The 15,402-nt window shown below is 64.6% G+C and carries 16 protein-coding genes; 12 read left to right on the top strand and 4 right to left on the bottom strand.

Annotation, left to right across the window (positions count from 1 at the left end):
- Nucleotides 1-237 precede the first annotated feature (237 nt).
- Genes P8T11_RS09910 through P8T11_RS09900 form a run of 3 tightly spaced genes read right to left on the bottom strand, consistent with a single transcriptional unit; the run spans nucleotide 238 to nucleotide 4,641 of the window.
- Nucleotides 238-1,485 carry an NAD(P)/FAD-dependent oxidoreductase gene (locus tag P8T11_RS09910; protein WP_268082099.1) on the bottom strand — a complete coding sequence of 416 codons (1,248 nt, stop codon included), beginning with the start codon at nucleotides 1,483-1,485 and terminating at the stop codon, nucleotides 238-240.
- Entirely contained in the window at nucleotides 1,478-3,130 is a 1,653-nt protein-coding gene (locus P8T11_RS09905; RefSeq protein ID WP_268082100.1) for an NAD(P)-binding protein, read from the bottom strand. The genes P8T11_RS09910 and P8T11_RS09905 overlap by 8 nt, the downstream gene beginning before the upstream one ends.
- Complete coding sequence (locus P8T11_RS09900) at nucleotides 3,130-4,641, bottom strand: polyamine aminopropyltransferase (protein ID WP_268082101.1); 1,512 nt, start codon at nucleotides 4,639-4,641, stop codon at nucleotides 3,130-3,132. Before P8T11_RS09900 ends, P8T11_RS09905 begins: the two co-directional genes overlap by 1 nt.
- 89 nt (nucleotides 4,642-4,730) lie before the next feature.
- Between P8T11_RS09900 and P8T11_RS09895 the strand changes: the two genes are divergently transcribed.
- From P8T11_RS09895 to P8T11_RS09860, 8 genes are all read left to right on the top strand, one after another.
- Nucleotides 4,731-5,117: a DUF350 domain-containing protein gene (locus P8T11_RS09895; RefSeq protein WP_127186405.1), complete on the top strand. Its 387-nt coding sequence runs from the start codon at nucleotides 4,731-4,733 to the stop codon at nucleotides 5,115-5,117.
- Between the two features lie 43 nt (nucleotides 5,118-5,160).
- On the top strand, nucleotides 5,161-6,180 hold the full coding sequence (locus P8T11_RS09890; RefSeq protein ID WP_268082102.1) for an SPFH domain-containing protein: 1,020 nt from the start codon (nucleotides 5,161-5,163) through the stop codon (nucleotides 6,178-6,180).
- A 6-nt stretch (nucleotides 6,181-6,186) separates the two neighbouring features.
- A complete protein-coding gene (locus P8T11_RS09885) occupies nucleotides 6,187-7,656 on the top strand; it encodes a DUF4178 domain-containing protein (RefSeq protein WP_268082103.1) in 1,470 nt (489 codons plus the stop codon).
- Between the two features lie 4 nt (nucleotides 7,657-7,660).
- Entirely contained in the window at nucleotides 7,661-7,834 is a 174-nt protein-coding gene (locus tag P8T11_RS09880; protein ID WP_164741274.1) for a hypothetical protein, read from the top strand.
- Nucleotides 7,831-8,181, top strand: coding sequence for an adenosylmethionine decarboxylase (gene speD / locus P8T11_RS09875; RefSeq protein ID WP_268082104.1), 351 nt, complete (start codon nucleotides 7,831-7,833; stop codon nucleotides 8,179-8,181). Before P8T11_RS09880 ends, speD begins: the two co-directional genes overlap by 4 nt.
- Nucleotides 8,182-8,295: 114 nt before the next feature.
- A complete protein-coding gene (gene modA / locus P8T11_RS09870; protein ID WP_268082105.1) occupies nucleotides 8,296-9,054 on the top strand; it encodes a molybdate ABC transporter substrate-binding protein in 759 nt (252 codons plus the stop codon).
- A gap of 24 nt (nucleotides 9,055-9,078) precedes the next feature.
- Entirely contained in the window at nucleotides 9,079-9,765 is a 687-nt protein-coding gene (gene modB / locus P8T11_RS09865; protein ID WP_268082106.1) for a molybdate ABC transporter permease subunit, read from the top strand.
- The gene (locus P8T11_RS09860; protein WP_268082107.1) at nucleotides 9,762-10,448 is read left to right on the top strand and encodes an ATP-binding cassette domain-containing protein; all 687 of its coding nucleotides are present in this window, start codon (nucleotides 9,762-9,764) and stop codon (nucleotides 10,446-10,448) included. The genes modB and P8T11_RS09860 overlap by 4 nt, the downstream gene beginning before the upstream one ends.
- 9 nt (nucleotides 10,449-10,457) lie before the next feature.
- On the opposite strand, the gene P8T11_RS09855 is transcribed toward P8T11_RS09860, so the two are convergent.
- Nucleotides 10,458-11,264: a TOBE domain-containing protein gene (locus P8T11_RS09855; protein WP_418910335.1), complete on the bottom strand. Its 807-nt coding sequence runs from the start codon at nucleotides 11,262-11,264 to the stop codon at nucleotides 10,458-10,460.
- Nucleotides 11,265-11,428: 164 nt separating this feature from the next.
- Here P8T11_RS09855 and P8T11_RS09850 point away from each other — a divergent pair, with 164 nt between their 5' ends.
- The 4 genes from P8T11_RS09850 (at nucleotide 11,429) to P8T11_RS09835 (ending at nucleotide 15,385) form a co-directional block, all read left to right on the top strand.
- On the top strand, nucleotides 11,429-12,025 hold the full coding sequence (locus P8T11_RS09850) for a DUF4136 domain-containing protein (RefSeq protein WP_268082398.1): 597 nt from the start codon (nucleotides 11,429-11,431) through the stop codon (nucleotides 12,023-12,025).
- Nucleotides 12,026-12,039: 14 nt separating this feature from the next.
- Complete coding sequence (locus P8T11_RS09845) at nucleotides 12,040-13,233, top strand: patatin-like phospholipase family protein (RefSeq protein ID WP_268082108.1); 1,194 nt, start codon at nucleotides 12,040-12,042, stop codon at nucleotides 13,231-13,233.
- A 159-nt stretch (nucleotides 13,234-13,392) separates the two neighbouring features.
- Nucleotides 13,393-13,794: a helix-turn-helix domain-containing protein gene (locus tag P8T11_RS09840; RefSeq protein ID WP_268082109.1), complete on the top strand. Its 402-nt coding sequence runs from the start codon at nucleotides 13,393-13,395 to the stop codon at nucleotides 13,792-13,794.
- 304 nt (nucleotides 13,795-14,098) lie between these two features.
- On the top strand, nucleotides 14,099-15,385 hold the full coding sequence (locus P8T11_RS09835; protein WP_268082110.1) for an efflux RND transporter periplasmic adaptor subunit: 1,287 nt from the start codon (nucleotides 14,099-14,101) through the stop codon (nucleotides 15,383-15,385).
- Nucleotides 15,386-15,402: the final 17 nt, after the last annotated feature.

Below are 15,402 nucleotides of genomic sequence, written 5' to 3'. Positions count from 1 at the left end.
ATGGGTTGCGCGCGTTGGGGTGGCAGGGATCCGTTGCCCGTCATCGCGCGCTTCACCCATCCTACGAAGTCAACGACGCATTCGTAGGATGGGTGAAGCGCGCGATGTCCGCCGCAAGAACCCCATCCTGGATCGCGCGCAACCCATCAATCACCGCCGCCCGCGACACCCCCTAAATCAACGGCTTGGCCCTTAACAACGCCCCTAAATCAACGGCCCGCCCCTTAACAACCCCCCCTAAATCAACCGCCCCGGCCGAAACGCCTGATGGCGCGATGCCTCGCCCTCGTCGAACATCAACTCACCCAATATCTTCGCCGTGCCCGGCGCGGTGCTGAAACCGATGTGCTGATGGCCCAGCGCCAGCCATAACCCCGGGTGTTTCGGCGCCTGGCCGATCATCGGCCGGCTATCGGGCAGGGTAGGGCGACGGCCCAGCCAAGCTGCCGCGTCCAAGCGCTCACCCAACGGAAACGCTTCACGCGCCCGCGCCTCCGCCATGTCCAACTGCGTGTTGCGTGGCGCCGCGTCGCAGGCGTCCAATTCCACTCCCGTCGACAATCGCAGCCCGCGCGCCATGGGCGACAACACATATCCGCCGCCCGTGTCGTACACCGGGCGCGTGACGCTTGCCCCGTCTTTACCTCGGTAATGCATGTGATAGCCGCGTTCAAACGCCATGGGAAGCTCAATGCCCGTGCTCTTCAACATCGCCTTCGACCACGGCCCCAACGCCACCACCAACTGGTCCGCCGACACCGACTCCGAGCCTTGCGCGCCATGCACCGTCCAGCCCTGGCCGTCGCGACGGATGCTGGCGGCCTGCAAGCGCCGGAACGTGCCGCCCTTTGCGCGGAACAGGTCGGCGTACGCCGCGACCACCGCATGCGGGTCGTCAACCGAATACGAACCCTGGATCCACAGCGCGCGGTGAAAGATCGGTGACAACGCCGGTTCCAGCTCGCCCAATTCGGTGGCGTTCAAGGTTTGCGTCGGCACCTGATACTGCGCAAACGTGTTGCGCGCCAACGCGCTGCCGTGCCACGCCGCCTCGCTGCGGTACAAAAATACCCAGCCCGTGTCCCGCAAGCGATGGCGCGCACCAGCTTCGTCCAACAGCTTCAAATGTTCGGGCGCGGATAGCCGGATCAGGCCGTCCAGCGCCTTGACGGTTTCCTTGAATACCGACGGCCGCGCGTTCAACAAGAACCGCGCCGCCCAGCCCAGGTTCCTGGCCAGATACGACGCGCGATAGCGGAACTGCACGCTGTCGTTCTTCATCAGCCGGGGCAGTTGCCCCCACAAACCGGGGTGATTGAACGGCATCAGGGAACTGCGCGCCAGCACGCCCGCGTTGCCCAATGACGTTTCCATGCCGGGCGCCTGGCGGTCGACGAGCGTGACGCGCGCGCCCCGGCGCAATAGCTCCAGCGCGCAACATACGCCCACAATGCCCGCGCCCAAGACGATGACGTGCTTACCCATGTGTTCCTCTACGCAGCGCTTGTTGTCCCAGGATGCGGCCGGCCGCCACCACGCCCCACCACGACGCTTCTTCAAAGACGGAATAGCCCGACAAGTCCGCATGCGCGAACAGTACCGGGCCGTCCACATCACGCAAGGCGGCAAGCCCGGCGTTGGATAGATACCCGCACAGCGGCGAGGCCATGGCATGGCCGCGCACGGTGATGTCGAGCCGGCGCGCGTTGCGCCAGAATTCGCGGCCGTAGGCGGCAATCAAATCGGCGGCGGCTTCGTCGCGCAGGTCTTGCGGGCTGGCCGTGGTCAACCATTGCCGCGCGGCGCTGGGTGTCTGACCGCTTAGCGCGTGATAGGCCGTGAAGGCAGTGCGCGGCGACCGTGTCACGCGCAGCAATTGGTGCGTGGACACCACATAGCCCAACCCCCGCCCCTGGTAGACCACGTTGTCCCAGGACAGCGGTTCGCCGGGCGCCTCGATGGGATAGCCGTCCAGTACGAAGTTGGAAACCAGCCAGGGCGCATGCGACGAGGCATGCGCGGCCGGGTCATACCCATAGGCGCGGATGTCCGGCAGGATGCGTTGGGCCACGAACAGCGGCATGGCGCACACGGTGCGCCGACTTTGCAGCGTATAGGCGCGCGGCTCGGCGTCCAGCGTCAAGCAGGTAGTCAAGGGGCCGGCGGGCGTCTCGGCCACGCGCACTGCCGTGCCGGCCATCAGCCAGCGGGTGTGCCCGAGTTTTTCATCGATGGCCTGGCGCATGCGGTCGGCCAGCACCGACAGGCCGCCCGGCCAGATCAGCACCGCGCCTTCAGCGGCATTGGCGGCATGGCCGTCGCGGCTGGCGAAATAGTGCAGCCCCGCCCAGGCCGAAACCACGTCGTAGTTGGCGCCGTAGTCGTCGCGGCAGCAGTAGTTCAGATACCAGTGCAAGGCGGGCGACGTGTAGCCTTCGCGGTCCAGCCATTGCTTGAAGGTGATGGTGTCCAGCGCCCGCCACGCGGGGTCGTCGGACGACAGCACCAGCGGAATGCAAAAGACCTTGCGGCCGTCGTTGCCAAGCTGAGTATGCAGGCGGTCGATCAGCGCCAGAAAGCGGCGGTGTTGCGCCACGTCCGCATCGGGCAAGCCCGTCATGGGCAGCAGGCCGTCTTCCCACTGGCCATTGCGCAGCAGGCGTTCTTGCGGCGAATGCACCAGGATGGTCTCGTCGTAGTACGGGCGGAGGTCGCCCGCGCCGCGCTCGATGATGCCGAAGTCGTCCAGCATCTCGCGCACGTGGGTAGATGCCATCGACGGCAGCGGCAGGTAATGCGCGCCCAGCGGATAGTGCAGTTCGTCGCGCTGCCCGCCCGCCGCGTTGCCGGCAAATTCCGGCCCTTGCACTACGACGAAATCGGTGAACCCTTCGCGCGCCAGCTTCCAGGCGCAGGACAGGCCCGCCACCCCTGCGCCCAAGATGACCACCTGATGCCGATGGCTGGCCGATGGCGCGGGCAGCGCGGCGCCGTCGCGCAGCGCATGCCCGGCCTGCATGCCGGGATAGGACACGTCAGCGGTGGTCTCGACGATGCGCGACCGGGCGTACCCCGCCGCGCCCGCCACCGCCGCCGTGGCCGCGCCCAGAAGAAAGCTGCGGCGGCGCATCAGCGGATGACCTTGCGCCAGTCCTCGTCGAAATAGCGCACGAGCGACTGCTCATTCAAGCGGTTGGGCGGCATCGCCAGCGCCGGCATGTCGGCAGGGAAGTGGAAGAGTTCGCGCGTGGTCACGGCGTCGAGATAGCGCGTGGGCACGGTGATCTTGTCGGGCGGCGTGTAGTCGCGCCGCTTGCTGGCCAGGATGAAGCCCCAATCACCGAACGACGGCACATAGGTGTGGTACGGCCAGGTGTTCAGTCCGGCTTCCTTCAGCGTGGCGTCCACGCTCCAGAACGAACGCGGCGCGAAGTAGGGCGACGTGGACTGGATCACCATGTAGCCGTTTTCCGCCAGGTGGCGCGCCATCAGGTGATAGACGGGCACCGAGTACAGGCGGCCCAGGCCGAAATTGGACGGGTCGGGAAAATCCACCACGATGAAGTCGTAGACCTCGGCGTGCGTTTCCAGCCAGCGGCCAGCGTCGTCGTTGATGACGGTGACGCGCGGGTCCTTGAGCGAACCCTGGTTCAGCGCAACCAAGGGCTCGGAACGCGAAAACAAGCCCGTCATCGCGGGGTCCAGATCCACCAGCGTGATGTGTTCGATGTTCTTGTATTTAAGGATTTCGCGCACCGCCAGCCCGTCGCCGCCGCCCAGCACCAGTACGTTGCGCGCCCAGGGCAGCGTCTGCAAACCCGGATGCACCAGCGATTCGTGGTAACGATGCTCATCGCGCGACGAAAACTGCAGGTTGTTGTTGATGTATAGCCGCAGGTCGTCGTGCCAGCGCGTCACCACCAGGCGCTGGTAGGGCGTGGTTTCGGCATGCACCACGTCGTCGCCGTACAGGCCTTTTTCGGCCCAGGTCGTCATGGCGGAGGAATAGATGAAGCCCAGCCCCAGGAAGCCGATCACCACGCAGGCGCGCAACGCTTTTTCGCCGGGGCGGCGCACCTCGGCGCGAAACAGCCACGTGGTCCACAGGGCCACGCTGGCGTTCAGGATGCCAAACAGAAAACTGGTGCGCAGCAGCCCCAGCTTGGGCGCGAGCAGCAGCGGGAAGATCAACGACACCGCCAGCGCGCCCAGATAGTCGAAGGTCAGCACGCGGCTGACAATTTCCCGGAACTCGGCCTTGCGCTGGTTGAACACCCGCATCACCAGCGGAATCTCCATGCCCACCATCAAGCCGATGACGAACACGCCCACATACAACGCCGCGCGAAAGGGCGCGGACAGCCAGGCGAACACCAGGAACAGCACCGCCGCCGAGACCCCGCCCAACAAGGCCACCAGCAGCTCGACGTCGATAAACCGATTCAAAACGTCTTCGTCTCTTACATATTTTGACAACCACGAGCCGATGCCCATGGCGAACAAATAGCAGCCAATGACGGAGGAGAACTGAAGGATGGAATCGCCCAGTAAATAGCTGGCTAGCGCGCTGCTGATGAGCTCATAGCCCAAACCGCAGGAAGCAACGATCAATACCGATAGGATGAGAACGCGGTCGCGCATGAGGTGTCCGGGGCGAAAAATGCGTTCGCAGTATATCGAACGCGGCGTATATACTGCGCGCAATTAGGAGGCTGGCAATGGGAGAAGCGATGCATCCGGCGGTGACCTATCTGATCTATATCGTCTCGGCGCTTGTCATGCTGGGCGTCTTCACCGCGGTCTATACCGCCGTGACCCGCTACAAGGAATTCGACCTGATCCGCGAAGGCAACATCGCCGCCGTGCTGTCGTATGGTGGCGCGCTGGTGGGCTTCAGCTTCACCCTGTGCTCAAGCATTGCCGTGCATGCCAGCTTCGTGATGTTCCTGGTGTGGGGCCTGGCCGCCATGCTGGTGCAGATCGTTGTGTATGTGGTGGTCAACAAGGCCATCCAGGGCATGAACGAAGCCATCGAACAAAACAACATCGCCATGGGCGGCCTGATCGGTTCGATCTCGCTGGCCGCCGGCATCGTGAACGCGGCCTGCCTGACCTGAAGGCGGGCGCCGTCGAATCCGATCTGACACGGGAGAGCTTTTCATGAGTCTCGGTTCCTTTATTCGCAAGCAGTTCATCGACATCCTGCAATGGAACGAGGATCGCGACGGCGTGCTCGCCTGGCGCCATCCGATGCAGGACTTTGAAATCCAGTACGGCGCCAGCCTGACCGTGCGCGAATCGCAGATGGCGGTGTTCGTGAACGAAGGCAAGGTGGCCGACGTGTTCGGCCCCGGCATGTACAAGCTGACCACGCAAACGCTGCCGATCCTGACCTACCTGAAGAACTGGGACAAGCTGTTCGAGTCGCCCTTCAAGTCGGACGTGATCTTCTTCAGCACGCGGCTGCAACTGGGCCGGCGCTGGGGCACGGCGCAACCCGTGACCTTGCGCGACAGCGAATTCGGCATGGTGCGGCTGCGCGCGTTCGGCGTGTATTCGTACCAGATTGCGGACCCGGCCAAGTTCTATCGGGAAATCAGCGGTACGCGCGACGAATACACGGTGGACGACCTGGAAGCGCAATTGCGCAACATGGTGGTGGCCGCCATGACCACGGCGCTGGGCGGGTCCAAGGTGCCGTTCCTGGATATCGCGGGCAACCAGGGGCTGATGTCGCAAAGCATCAGCGAACAACTGGCGCCCGTGTTTGACCGCTATGGCGTCAAGCTGGACAACTTCACGGTTGAAAACGTGTCCTTGCCCGAAGAGCTGCAAAAGGCGCTGGACACGCGGATTTCGATGGGCATGGCGGGCGACCTGGACAAGTTCACGCAGTACCAGACGGCCACGGCGATTCCCCTGGCCGCGCAGAACGAAGGCGGTATCGCCGGCGTGGGCGCGGGCCTGGCGGCGGGCGCGGCGTTGGGGCAGACCATGGCGGCGGGTTTGGGCGTGGGGCAAGCCCAGCCTCAAGCTCAACCCCAGCAACCCGCGGCGCCATCGCAACCCGACCCCGTCGCGCGCTTGCAGCAGTTGAAAGACCTGCTGGATAAAGGCCTGATCACCGCCGCCGATTACGACACGGCCAAGGCGGAAGTGCTGAAGAAACTGACCAGCTAAGGCCCCATGCAGCAGGTTCTGTGTCCGCAGTGCGGCGCCCCGGTCAAGTTCACCTCTACCGCCTCGGTCATGGCGGTCTGCGGCGCTTGCCGCAGCACCTTGTTGAAAGATGCCGAGTCAGTCAAGCGCATCGGCGAAATGGCCGACGTGCTGGAAGACTATTCGCCGCTGTGCCTGGGCGCGGCGGGCAGCGTCGACGGCAAGCGTTTCGACGTGATCGGCCGCATCCAGCTGCGCTACGACGACGGCTTCTGGAACGAGTGGTACGTCTGGTTCGAAGATGGCGCCGACGGCTGGCTGTCGGACGCCTCGGGCCAGTACGCGCTTACGCGGCGGCGCAAGGTCAAGTCCACGCAAGGCCTGCCGGCTTTTGCCGACATCGCGCCAGGCGACGAGCTCAAGCTGGACGGGCAGCGCTTCGTGGCGTCGGACATGCGCCGCGCACAGGCCGGCGGGGCGCAGGGCGAACTGCCTTTTGTGCCGGGCAATGGCTGGGAAGCCAAGGTGGCGGATTTCCGCAGTGTGGACGCCTTTCTCACGCTGGATTTTTCCGACGGCCCCGAACCCGAGCTCTATATCGGCAAGGCCTTCGACCTGTCCGCCATGCAGGCGGCATCGTTGCGCAGCAACGAACAGGTGGAAGAGACCGCCGGCCGTTTTCGCGGCCAGATCAAGGCGCTGGACTGCCCCAACTGCGGTGCGCCCATCAGCTTCGTGGCGGCCATGGCCACCCACGTGGTGTGCCCGTCCTGCGCGGCCGCGGTCGATTGTTCCGGCCCCACCGTCGAAGTCATCGCGAAGGCGCGCAAGGTCAAGTCGATCAGCACCACCTTGTCGCTGGGCGCGGTGGCCAAGATCAGTGGCGTCAGCTACACGCTGATCGGCTTGATGAAATGCGCCGATCCCGACCCCGAAGAACCGTCCGACTGGATCGAATACCTGCTGTTCAATCCGGCCAAGGGCTTTATCTGGCTGGTGGAAACCGACGAAGGCTGGGAGCGCGTGCAAGTCTGCGACACCTGGCCCAGCCAGAACAACGCCACCAGCGTGCGCTGGCGCTCAAAGCTGTACCAGAAGTTGTACGACTACACCTCGCGGGTAGAGATGCCGCTGGGCGCGTTCAACTGGCGCGTCAAGGCGGGCGACACCACCAAGATCACCGACTACAAGGCCGGCACGCTGAAGCTGACGCGCGAACTGAGCGAGTCCGAGCTGGGCTGGTCGGCATCGGCGCCGGTGGCGCCGGCGCAACTGGCGGAATGGTTCGGCAACCCCGAACTTGCCAAGCAGAAGTCCCTGCCGCGGGGCGGCAAGCGGGGCGGATACAGCAAATGGGCCTGGATCGCCACGATCGGCATGGTGTTCCTGAATTTCGGCAACATCCTGAACGGTCGTTTCGTGCCGATCTTGATCGGCCTGGCGTTCCTGTGGTTCCCCGCCAAGCTGGCGGACAAGCTTTCCGGAAAGGACGAGTAGAACGATGGGCAAGTTCCTGTATGGCATCTATGCCTTGGTGGTGGTGATGGCGGCCACGGGCGCCAATTCGCCGGGCGTCAGCATGAGCGGCGGCAGTGGCAGCCGCAGCAGTAGCAGCAGTAGTTGGGGCAGTTCGTCCGGAGGCTCGGGCTGGTCGTCGGGTGGATCGCACAAGTGACGGTGCACGCCACGCCCGGCCGCCATGTGCTGGCCGATTTTCGCGGTGTAGCCGCCGACCTTCTGCGCGACGCCAAGGTGCTTGAAACGCAATTGGTCGCGGCAGCGCGGGCCGCGGGCGCAAATGTGCTGAGCGCGCATTTCCATCACTTCGGCGAGGGCGCGGGGGTGACTGGCGTGGTCATGCTGAGCGAATCCCATATCAGCATTCATTCCTGGCCCGAACACCGCTTCGCGGCCTTGGACATCTTCATGTGCGGCGCGGCCCAGCCCGAGCTGGCGCTGGCCAGCCTGCAGGAGGCGCTGGCGCCGGAGACGCTGCGCGTCACGACCGTCGAGCGCGGCTGAAGCCGCTTCTTCCCTAAACCTTTATCGGGCGCGGACCCTGCCCAGGTGCCAAATTGACGGTCGTTATATACCGCTATATATTTCGCTACCGAACCGCAATTTTCAAGGAAGACCATGTCTTGCAAACGTGCGCTGCCGACGCTGGCCCTGGCGCTTTGCGCTCTGTGGATGCCTGGCGCCCACGCGGCCGACCTGGTGGTATCCGCCGCGTCCAGCCTGACCAACGCCTTCAAGGACGTGGCGCAGGCCTACGAAAAGGAACACCCCGACACCAAGGTCGTGTTGAACTTCGGCGCGTCGGACGTCTTGCTGCAGCAGATCTTGAAGGGCGCGCCCGCCGATGTGTACGCCTCGGCCGACCAGAAGGCGATGGACAAGGCGGTTGCGGAACAGGCCGTGAAACGGGCCTCGCGCGTGGACTTCGCGGCGAACCAGGTCGTGTTGATCGTGCCGGCCGACAGCCAGGCCAACATCACATCGCTGAAAGACCTGACCCGCGATGACATCAAACGCGTGGCTTACGGCAACCCGGCCTCGGTGCCGGTGGGCCGCTACACGCAGGGCGCGCTGGAAGCGGCGGGCTTGTGGAACGCCGTGCAGGCCAAGGGCGTGCTGGCGCAGAACGTGCGCCAAAGCCTGGCCTATGTATCGCGCGGCGAGGTTGACGCCGGTTTCGTGTTCGCCACCGACGCCGCCATCATGCCCGACAAGGTCAAGGTGGCGGTGCGCGTGCCGTCGCAAACGCCCGTGACCTATCCGATTGCCGTTACGGCGCGCCAGGCGGCCGCCGCGGAAGCCGAACGTTTCGTGGCCTATGTGCTGTCGCCCGCGGGCCAGACCATCCTGGCGCGCTATGGCTTTCAGCAACCTTGATGTCGGTTGGATAGGCGGGTATCGATGACGGATTCGGTCTGGGTGCCGCTGCTGCTGTCGCTGAAAGTGGCCGGCTGGGCAACGCTGTTGGCCACCGTGGCCGGCACCGCCGCGGCCTATGGCCTGTCGCGCTGGCGCTGGCCGGGCCGTGATCTGCTGGACGCCATCCTGACGTTGCCGCTGGTGTTGCCGCCTACCGTGCTGGGCTACTACCTGCTGGTGTTGCTGGGCCGGCGCGGCATCATCGGTGAAACGCTGGCGAAGTGGGACATTGAATTGGTCTTCACCTGGCAGGGCGCGGTGATCGCCGCCGCCATCGTGGCGTTTCCGCTGGTATTCAAGTCGGCGCGCGCCGCGTTTGAAAACGTGGACGCGCAGTTGGAAAACGCGGCGCGCGTGCTGGGCGTGGGCGACGCCGGTGTGTTCTTCCGCGTGACGCTGCCCTTGGCCGCCCGTGGCATTGTGGCGGGCGTGTTGTTGGCTTTTGCCCGCGCGCTGGGCGAATTCGGCGCCACGCTGATGATCGCCGGCAGCCTGCCGGGCCGCACGCAGACACTGTCGGTCGCCATCTACGAAGCCGTGCAGGCGGGAGACGACCGCACCGCCAATCTGCTGGTGCTGGTCACGTCGATGACCTGCGTGGTGGTCCTGGTGGTGGCGGGCAAGCTGCTGCCGGTGGGCGCCGGCCAGCGCAACGGGGGCGGGCGATGAGCATCAGCATCCAAGTCAGCAGGCGCATGGTGTCGGGCGACCGGCACTTTCAACTGGATGCGGCGTTTACGTCGTCATCAAAACGCATCGCCCTGTTCGGGCCGTCCGGCGCGGGCAAGAGCCTGACCTTGCGCGCCGTGGCAGGGCTGCTGCGCCCGGACGCCGGACGCATCGAGATCAATGGGCGGGTGCTGTTCGACGCCGAAGCCGGCATCTGCCTGCCCGCGCAGGCGCGGCGCGTGGCGTATCTGTTCCAGGACTACGCCCTGTTCCCGCATCTGACGGTGGCGCAGAACATCGCTTTTGGATTGCGCCGGGGTTGGCGCAACCCGCCCCGGCGCGAGGTAGGGCCCGAGGCCAGGCGCTGGGTCGATGCCTTTGAACTGGGCGCCATCGTCGGCAGCTATCCCGGTGAAATCTCCGGCGGCCAGAAGCAGCGCGTGGCGCTGGCGCGGGCCTTGATGCTGCAACCCGACATCCTGCTGCTGGACGAGCCGTTCTCGGCGCTGGACGCGCACCTGCGCGGCCGGATGCGCCAGGAATTGAGTGCCTTGCAGCGGCAGCTTGACGTGCCGATGCTGCTGATCACGCATGACCCGGCGGACGTGGACGCGCTGGCCGACGAGGTCTTTGAAGTGCGCGACGGCAAGGTGGGCCACCGCCGCGATGACGTGGGGGTTTGATTCAGAACCCTAGTCCAGCACGCCCAGGATCACGCTGGATGCCTTGAAGATGGCCACGGCGGGCGCGCCCACTTCCAGCCCCAGTTCCTCTGCGCTGTCATTGGTGACGATGGCCGCGAGCGTGGCGCCGCCTTCCATGCCGATCAGGATCTCGCTATTGACCGCGCCCGGCCGGATGGCGCTGATATGGCCCAGCAGTTGGTTGCGCGCCGACAGCCGCAAGCCCGGACCCGGCGCGCCGATGATGACGGCGGACGCCTTGACCAGCGCAATCGCCTCTTTACCGGGCTGCAGGCCCAGTTCCGCCGTGCTGTCGCGCGTGATGGTGGCGGTGATGAGGTGCCCGCCCGCGATGCGAAGCTGGATTTCGTCGTTGACGGCACCGGTGCGGATCTCGGTCACGGTGCCCAGGAATTTATTGCGTGCGCTGGTTTTCAGCATGAAGCGTCTCATCAGGTCGATGTCGCCGCTGGCGTCCAGCCCCGCGTGCGTCAGCTTGTCCATGAATTTCCGGTGCTCGGATTCCAGCGCGCGGAAGGTCGCGATCAGGCGGCGCGCGCGGTCGGTCAGTTGCGTGCCGCCGCCGCCCTTGCCGCCCGCCGCCCGCAGCACCAGCGGTTCGCCGGCCAGGTTGTTCATGGCGTCGATGGCGTCCCAGGCCCCCTTGTAGCTCATGCCCACGGCGCGCGCGGCGGCCGTGATGGAGCCGGTGGCGTCAATCTGCGCCAGCAGGTCTATGCGATTTTTTCCGCCCCAGGTCTGGGCGCCGGAACGAAACCAGATCGAGCCGTCGAGTTCCAACATGGTGGTCAGCATCAGGGTCAAAAAGCCAGCCCCGAGTGTAATGGACGGGCAGGGCGCGGCGAGGCGCGACCGGGGTGGCGTCGGCACGGGATGCGAATGAGATTCTGTTGAAACTTTACGGGCTTCGCGGCACTATGTCGTGGCCCTGTGCTCTCGGAGACATCCCCATGAAAGCGATGAAAGCGGTGAAATGGTTGACGGCGGGTTCCATGACGGCCTTGCTTGCAGCGTGCGCCTCAGGGCCCACGATCAAGGGCGACTACGACCATCAGGCCAATTTTGCGCAGTACCGAACCTTCGGTTTCATGACGCCGCTAGGCACCGACAAGGCCGGCTACAGCACCTTGCTCACCGAGCGCCTGAAGGACGCCACGCGCGGCCAGATGGAAATGCGCGGTTATACCTACAACGCATCCAATCCCGACCTGCTGGTGAACTTCGGCGCCAAGCTCCAGCAAAAAACGCAGGTCACCCCCGCTGCGCCGCCCATGGGGCCGTACTACGGCTACCGCTCTGGCTTCTACGGCGGCTGGCCCGGCTACGGCTGGGGCGACGATGTCTACCAATACACCGAAGGCACGTTGAACATCGACCTGGTCGACGCGCGCCGCAAGCAACTGGTGTGGGAAGGCGTGGCCGTGGGCGAAGTGCAGAACCCCGACAGCGCCAACACGCCGCAGAACGTGGACAAGGCCGTGGCGCAGATCTTCGCCAAGTATCCGTTCCGCGCCGGCGTGGCCGCGCCGCAACTGCCGGACAAAAGCAAACCCTGACCCGAGGTAGCCGTATGACCACTCGCCGCAAGACTTTGTCCGAAGACACCGGCAACACGCCGGCCTACGACACCGTTGCCCTCGTGCTGCAAGGCGGAGGCGCGCTCGGGTCCTACCAGGCGGGGGTCTACGAGGGCTTGCACGAGGCCGGCATCCGGCCAAACTGGGTGTCGGGTATTTCCATCGGGTCGATCAATGCGGCCATCATCGCGGGCTCCCGCGAAGATGAGCGCGTTGATCGCTTGCGCGGCTTCTGGGAAAGCATCTGCCGCCCCTCGGGCTTTGCGTCGGTGCCGTGGGGCGATACGCTGGCGGGCATGTTCGAAGGCGTTCCGTTCGGCTTTGGCTCGCCCGCCATGAACGGCCAGGTGTCCGCGTTTCAGGCCCTGTTTTCGGGGCAGCCGGGTTTCTTCAAGCCGCGCTTCCCGCCGCCCTACCTGGTGAAAGGGCGGGGCGCGGCGTCCACCAGCTTCTACGACACCACGCCGCTTGCCGCGACGCTGCGCCAGTTCGTGGATTTTGACCTGCTCAACAGCGGCGCCATACGAGCCAGCTTCGGCGTGGTGAACGTGCGCTCGGGCAACTTCGCTTACTTCGACAGCCTGAAAGACACCCTGGGGCCCGAACACGTCATGGCCTCGGGCGCCTTGCCGCCGGGCTTTCCGTCCGTGGAGATCGAAGGCGAACACTATTGGGACGGCGGCGTGGTGTCCAACACGCCGCTGGCGCAAGTGCTGACCACCGAAAACATGCGCGACACGCTGGCCTTCCAGGTTGACCTCTGGCCCGCGCGCGGCGGCCTGCCCACGACATTGGAAGAAGTCGCCGAGCGCCAGAAAGACATCCAGTATTCCAGCCGCACCCGCCTGGTTACCGACCAGTTGCGCCGCGTGCTGAAACTGCGCCACGGTTTGCAGCGCCTGCTTGAGCGCCTGCCCGAAGCCGAGCGCAACGCGCCCGAGCTCGCCGATATCCGCACGCTGTCGCATACGCCGGCCACCAACATCATCAACCTGATCTACGAAGCCAAGCATCGGGAACGCTATTCCAAGGACTATGAATTCGGTACCGAGGCCATGCGCGAGCACTGGGAGTCCGGCTTGTCCGATATCCGCCAGACCCTTGCGAAACCCGGCATTTTGGCCCGTCCCACGCAAGACAGTTGCTTCGTCACGCACGATATCCATCGCAACGGCAAGCGCAGTTAGTCAGGTTTTCATAGGACTGGTCTGATATTCGGGCCGATAGGGCGTCGTACCCGCGTCATAAGGCCGCAAGGCCGGTAGTCTTCAAGGACAAACCGCAACCTTGTTCCGGGACGGGGCCCCCGCCGCTGTTGGTGTAGGCCGTCCTGGTGGAGACTCGCCATGAACGCGCTCGACGTTTTTACCCGCCTGGCATCCCAGCCGCAGGACGCCTCTGCCTTGCCCCAGACCGCCGCGCCCCTGCCGTTGGCGAACGACCGCCTTGATGGCTGGTGGAGCCTGCTATACCGGGGTTGGACGCTCTTGGCGCCCAGTGGCGTGCGTATCGACCTGACGGAAATCGAACGCGCGTGCTTCATTTGCCTGCTGCGTAACCCAAACCGTGAACTGTTGCGTGAAGAACTGATGACGTTGCGCGCAAGCACCAACCTGCGCACCCTGAATGTGGCGATCTGCCGACTGCGCGGCAAAGTTTTGCAGACAGGCATTCGCTTGCCGCTGCATACTGTGCACGGCGTGGGCTATGTGTTCCTGGGCAATCTCAGAGAGCTTTCGAACCTGTGAGCCAGTGACCGGATTGTCCCCCCATGCATCGTGTGAACGGCTGAAAATCCGTAATTTCCCCAGTAACTGAGTTACATTATTGGGCTGTTTACGTATCGTGGCTGATGTAAAGGCTTGGTTTCATCGCGCGTGATCGCGTTTGGCCGTCATGGTTGAAGCTAGTGCGCTTGATGATTCGATAGCCTGATCAGGCTGATTGATGCGATTGACATTGATGCAATTGACGAAGATGCGGATCGATTCAGATCGATGCGGATTGATGCGATTAACTGAAGCGGTTCATTACGCTTACGCGGGGGTTTCAATGCGGTTTTTGCCTAAACGTGTTTCAGGTCTGGCTGTTTCCGGTGGCATCCTCGCGCTGGTGTTGGCGGGATGCGGAGAAGAGCCGCATATGAACCCAGGCATGCCTCAGGTCAGCGTCATTACCGTTCAGCCTGAGCGCGCGCCCATCGTCTCTGAACTGCCTGGCCGCGTGGATGCCGTGCGCGATGCGCAAATCCGCGCGCGCGTGACCGGCATCGTGCAGAAGATCACCTTCGAGCAAGGTGGCGACGTCAAGGAAAACCAACTGCTGTTCAAGATCGACCCGGCGCCTTACAAGGCTGCGTACGATCAGGCCACGGCACAACTGAAGCAGGCGCAGGCAAACCTGTTCAGCGCCAAGCTGCTGGCCGACCGCTACGCCCCGCTGGTGAAGGCCAACGCGGTCAGCAAGCAGGAATACGACAACGCCGTGGCCTCGTTCCGGCAGGCCGACGCCACCGTCGCGGCCGCGAAGGCCGCGCAAGACAACGCCGCCATCAACCTGGGCTATACCGACGTCACCTCGCCCATCACGGGCCGCATCGGCAAGCCGCTGGTCACTGAAGGCGCGCTGGTGGAATCCACCTCGGCCACGCAGATGGCCACCGTGCAGCAGTTGGACCCGATCTACGTGGACTTCACCCAGTCCACCGCTGAGCTGGCTGCGCTGCGCCGCGCGTTTGCCAGCGGCAAGCTGCAGCAGGTGGGCAAGGACACCGCCCGCGCCACGGTCGTGCTGGAAGACGGCACGGAATACGACCACCCCGGCAAGCTGCTGTTCACGGGCATTACCGTGGACCCGTCCACGGGCCAGGTGAACCTGCGCGCCGAAGTGCCCAACCCCGATGGCATCTTGCTGCCCGGCATGTATGTGCGGGTCCGCCTGGAGCAGGGCGTGAACGACAAGGCGCTGATGGTGCCGCAGCAGGCGCTGCAACGCACCGCCGACGGTTCGCAAAGCCTGATGCTGGTCAAGGACAACAAGATTCAACAGTTGCCCGTGACCACTGGCGGCGCGCTGGGCAACAACTGGTTGATCACCAGCGGCCTGAACGCTGGCGACGTGGTCGTGGTTGAAGGCTTCCAGAAAATCCGCCCGGGGGCGCCGGTGCAGGTCAGCCAATGGACCAAGAACGGCGCGGCCTCTAAACCGGGCCAACCCGCGGGCCAATCTGGCGCACAGCCCGCCGCGAAACCCGACCCCCAACCGGGCGGCCAGCCCGCTGCGCCGTCCAAACCTGCCGAACCCGCTCAGCAGGACAAGGCCGCAGGCCAGAAATCGTAAGCGGCACGCGGCGCCAC

Source organism: Achromobacter spanius (assembly GCF_029637605.1).
Taxonomy (GTDB): Bacteria; Pseudomonadota; Gammaproteobacteria; order Burkholderiales; family Burkholderiaceae_B; genus Achromobacter; species Achromobacter spanius_E.
This window is presented reverse-complemented; position numbering and strand designations above follow the sequence as displayed.

Coding starts and splice junctions, on each gene's coding strand:
- P8T11_RS09880 (WP_164741274.1), top strand. CDS start 7,661: ATGGGCAAGTTCCTGTATGGCATCTATGCCTTGGTGGTGGTGATGGCG.
- modB (WP_268082106.1), top strand. CDS start 9,079: ATGACGGATTCGGTCTGGGTGCCGCTGCTGCTGTCGCTGAAAGTGGCC.
- P8T11_RS09885 (WP_268082103.1), top strand. CDS start 6,187: ATGCAGCAGGTTCTGTGTCCGCAGTGCGGCGCCCCGGTCAAGTTCACC.
- modA (WP_268082105.1), top strand. CDS start 8,296: ATGTCTTGCAAACGTGCGCTGCCGACGCTGGCCCTGGCGCTTTGCGCT.
- P8T11_RS09845 (WP_268082108.1), top strand. CDS start 12,040: ATGACCACTCGCCGCAAGACTTTGTCCGAAGACACCGGCAACACGCCG.
- P8T11_RS09850 (WP_268082398.1), top strand. CDS start 11,429: ATGAAAGCGGTGAAATGGTTGACGGCGGGTTCCATGACGGCCTTGCTT.
- P8T11_RS09855 (WP_418910335.1), bottom strand. CDS start 11,264: ATGCTGACCACCATGTTGGAACTCGACGGCTCGATCTGGTTTCGTTCC.
- P8T11_RS09835 (WP_268082110.1), top strand. CDS start 14,099: ATGCGGTTTTTGCCTAAACGTGTTTCAGGTCTGGCTGTTTCCGGTGGC.
- P8T11_RS09895 (WP_127186405.1), top strand. CDS start 4,731: ATGCATCCGGCGGTGACCTATCTGATCTATATCGTCTCGGCGCTTGTC.
- P8T11_RS09900 (WP_268082101.1), bottom strand. CDS start 4,641: ATGCGCGACCGCGTTCTCATCCTATCGGTATTGATCGTTGCTTCCTGC.
- P8T11_RS09905 (WP_268082100.1), bottom strand. CDS start 3,130: ATGCGCCGCCGCAGCTTTCTTCTGGGCGCGGCCACGGCGGCGGTGGCG.
- P8T11_RS09860 (WP_268082107.1), top strand. CDS start 9,762: ATGAGCATCAGCATCCAAGTCAGCAGGCGCATGGTGTCGGGCGACCGG.
- P8T11_RS09910 (WP_268082099.1), bottom strand. CDS start 1,485: ATGGGTAAGCACGTCATCGTCTTGGGCGCGGGCATTGTGGGCGTATGT.
- P8T11_RS09890 (WP_268082102.1), top strand. CDS start 5,161: ATGAGTCTCGGTTCCTTTATTCGCAAGCAGTTCATCGACATCCTGCAA.
- P8T11_RS09840 (WP_268082109.1), top strand. CDS start 13,393: ATGAACGCGCTCGACGTTTTTACCCGCCTGGCATCCCAGCCGCAGGAC.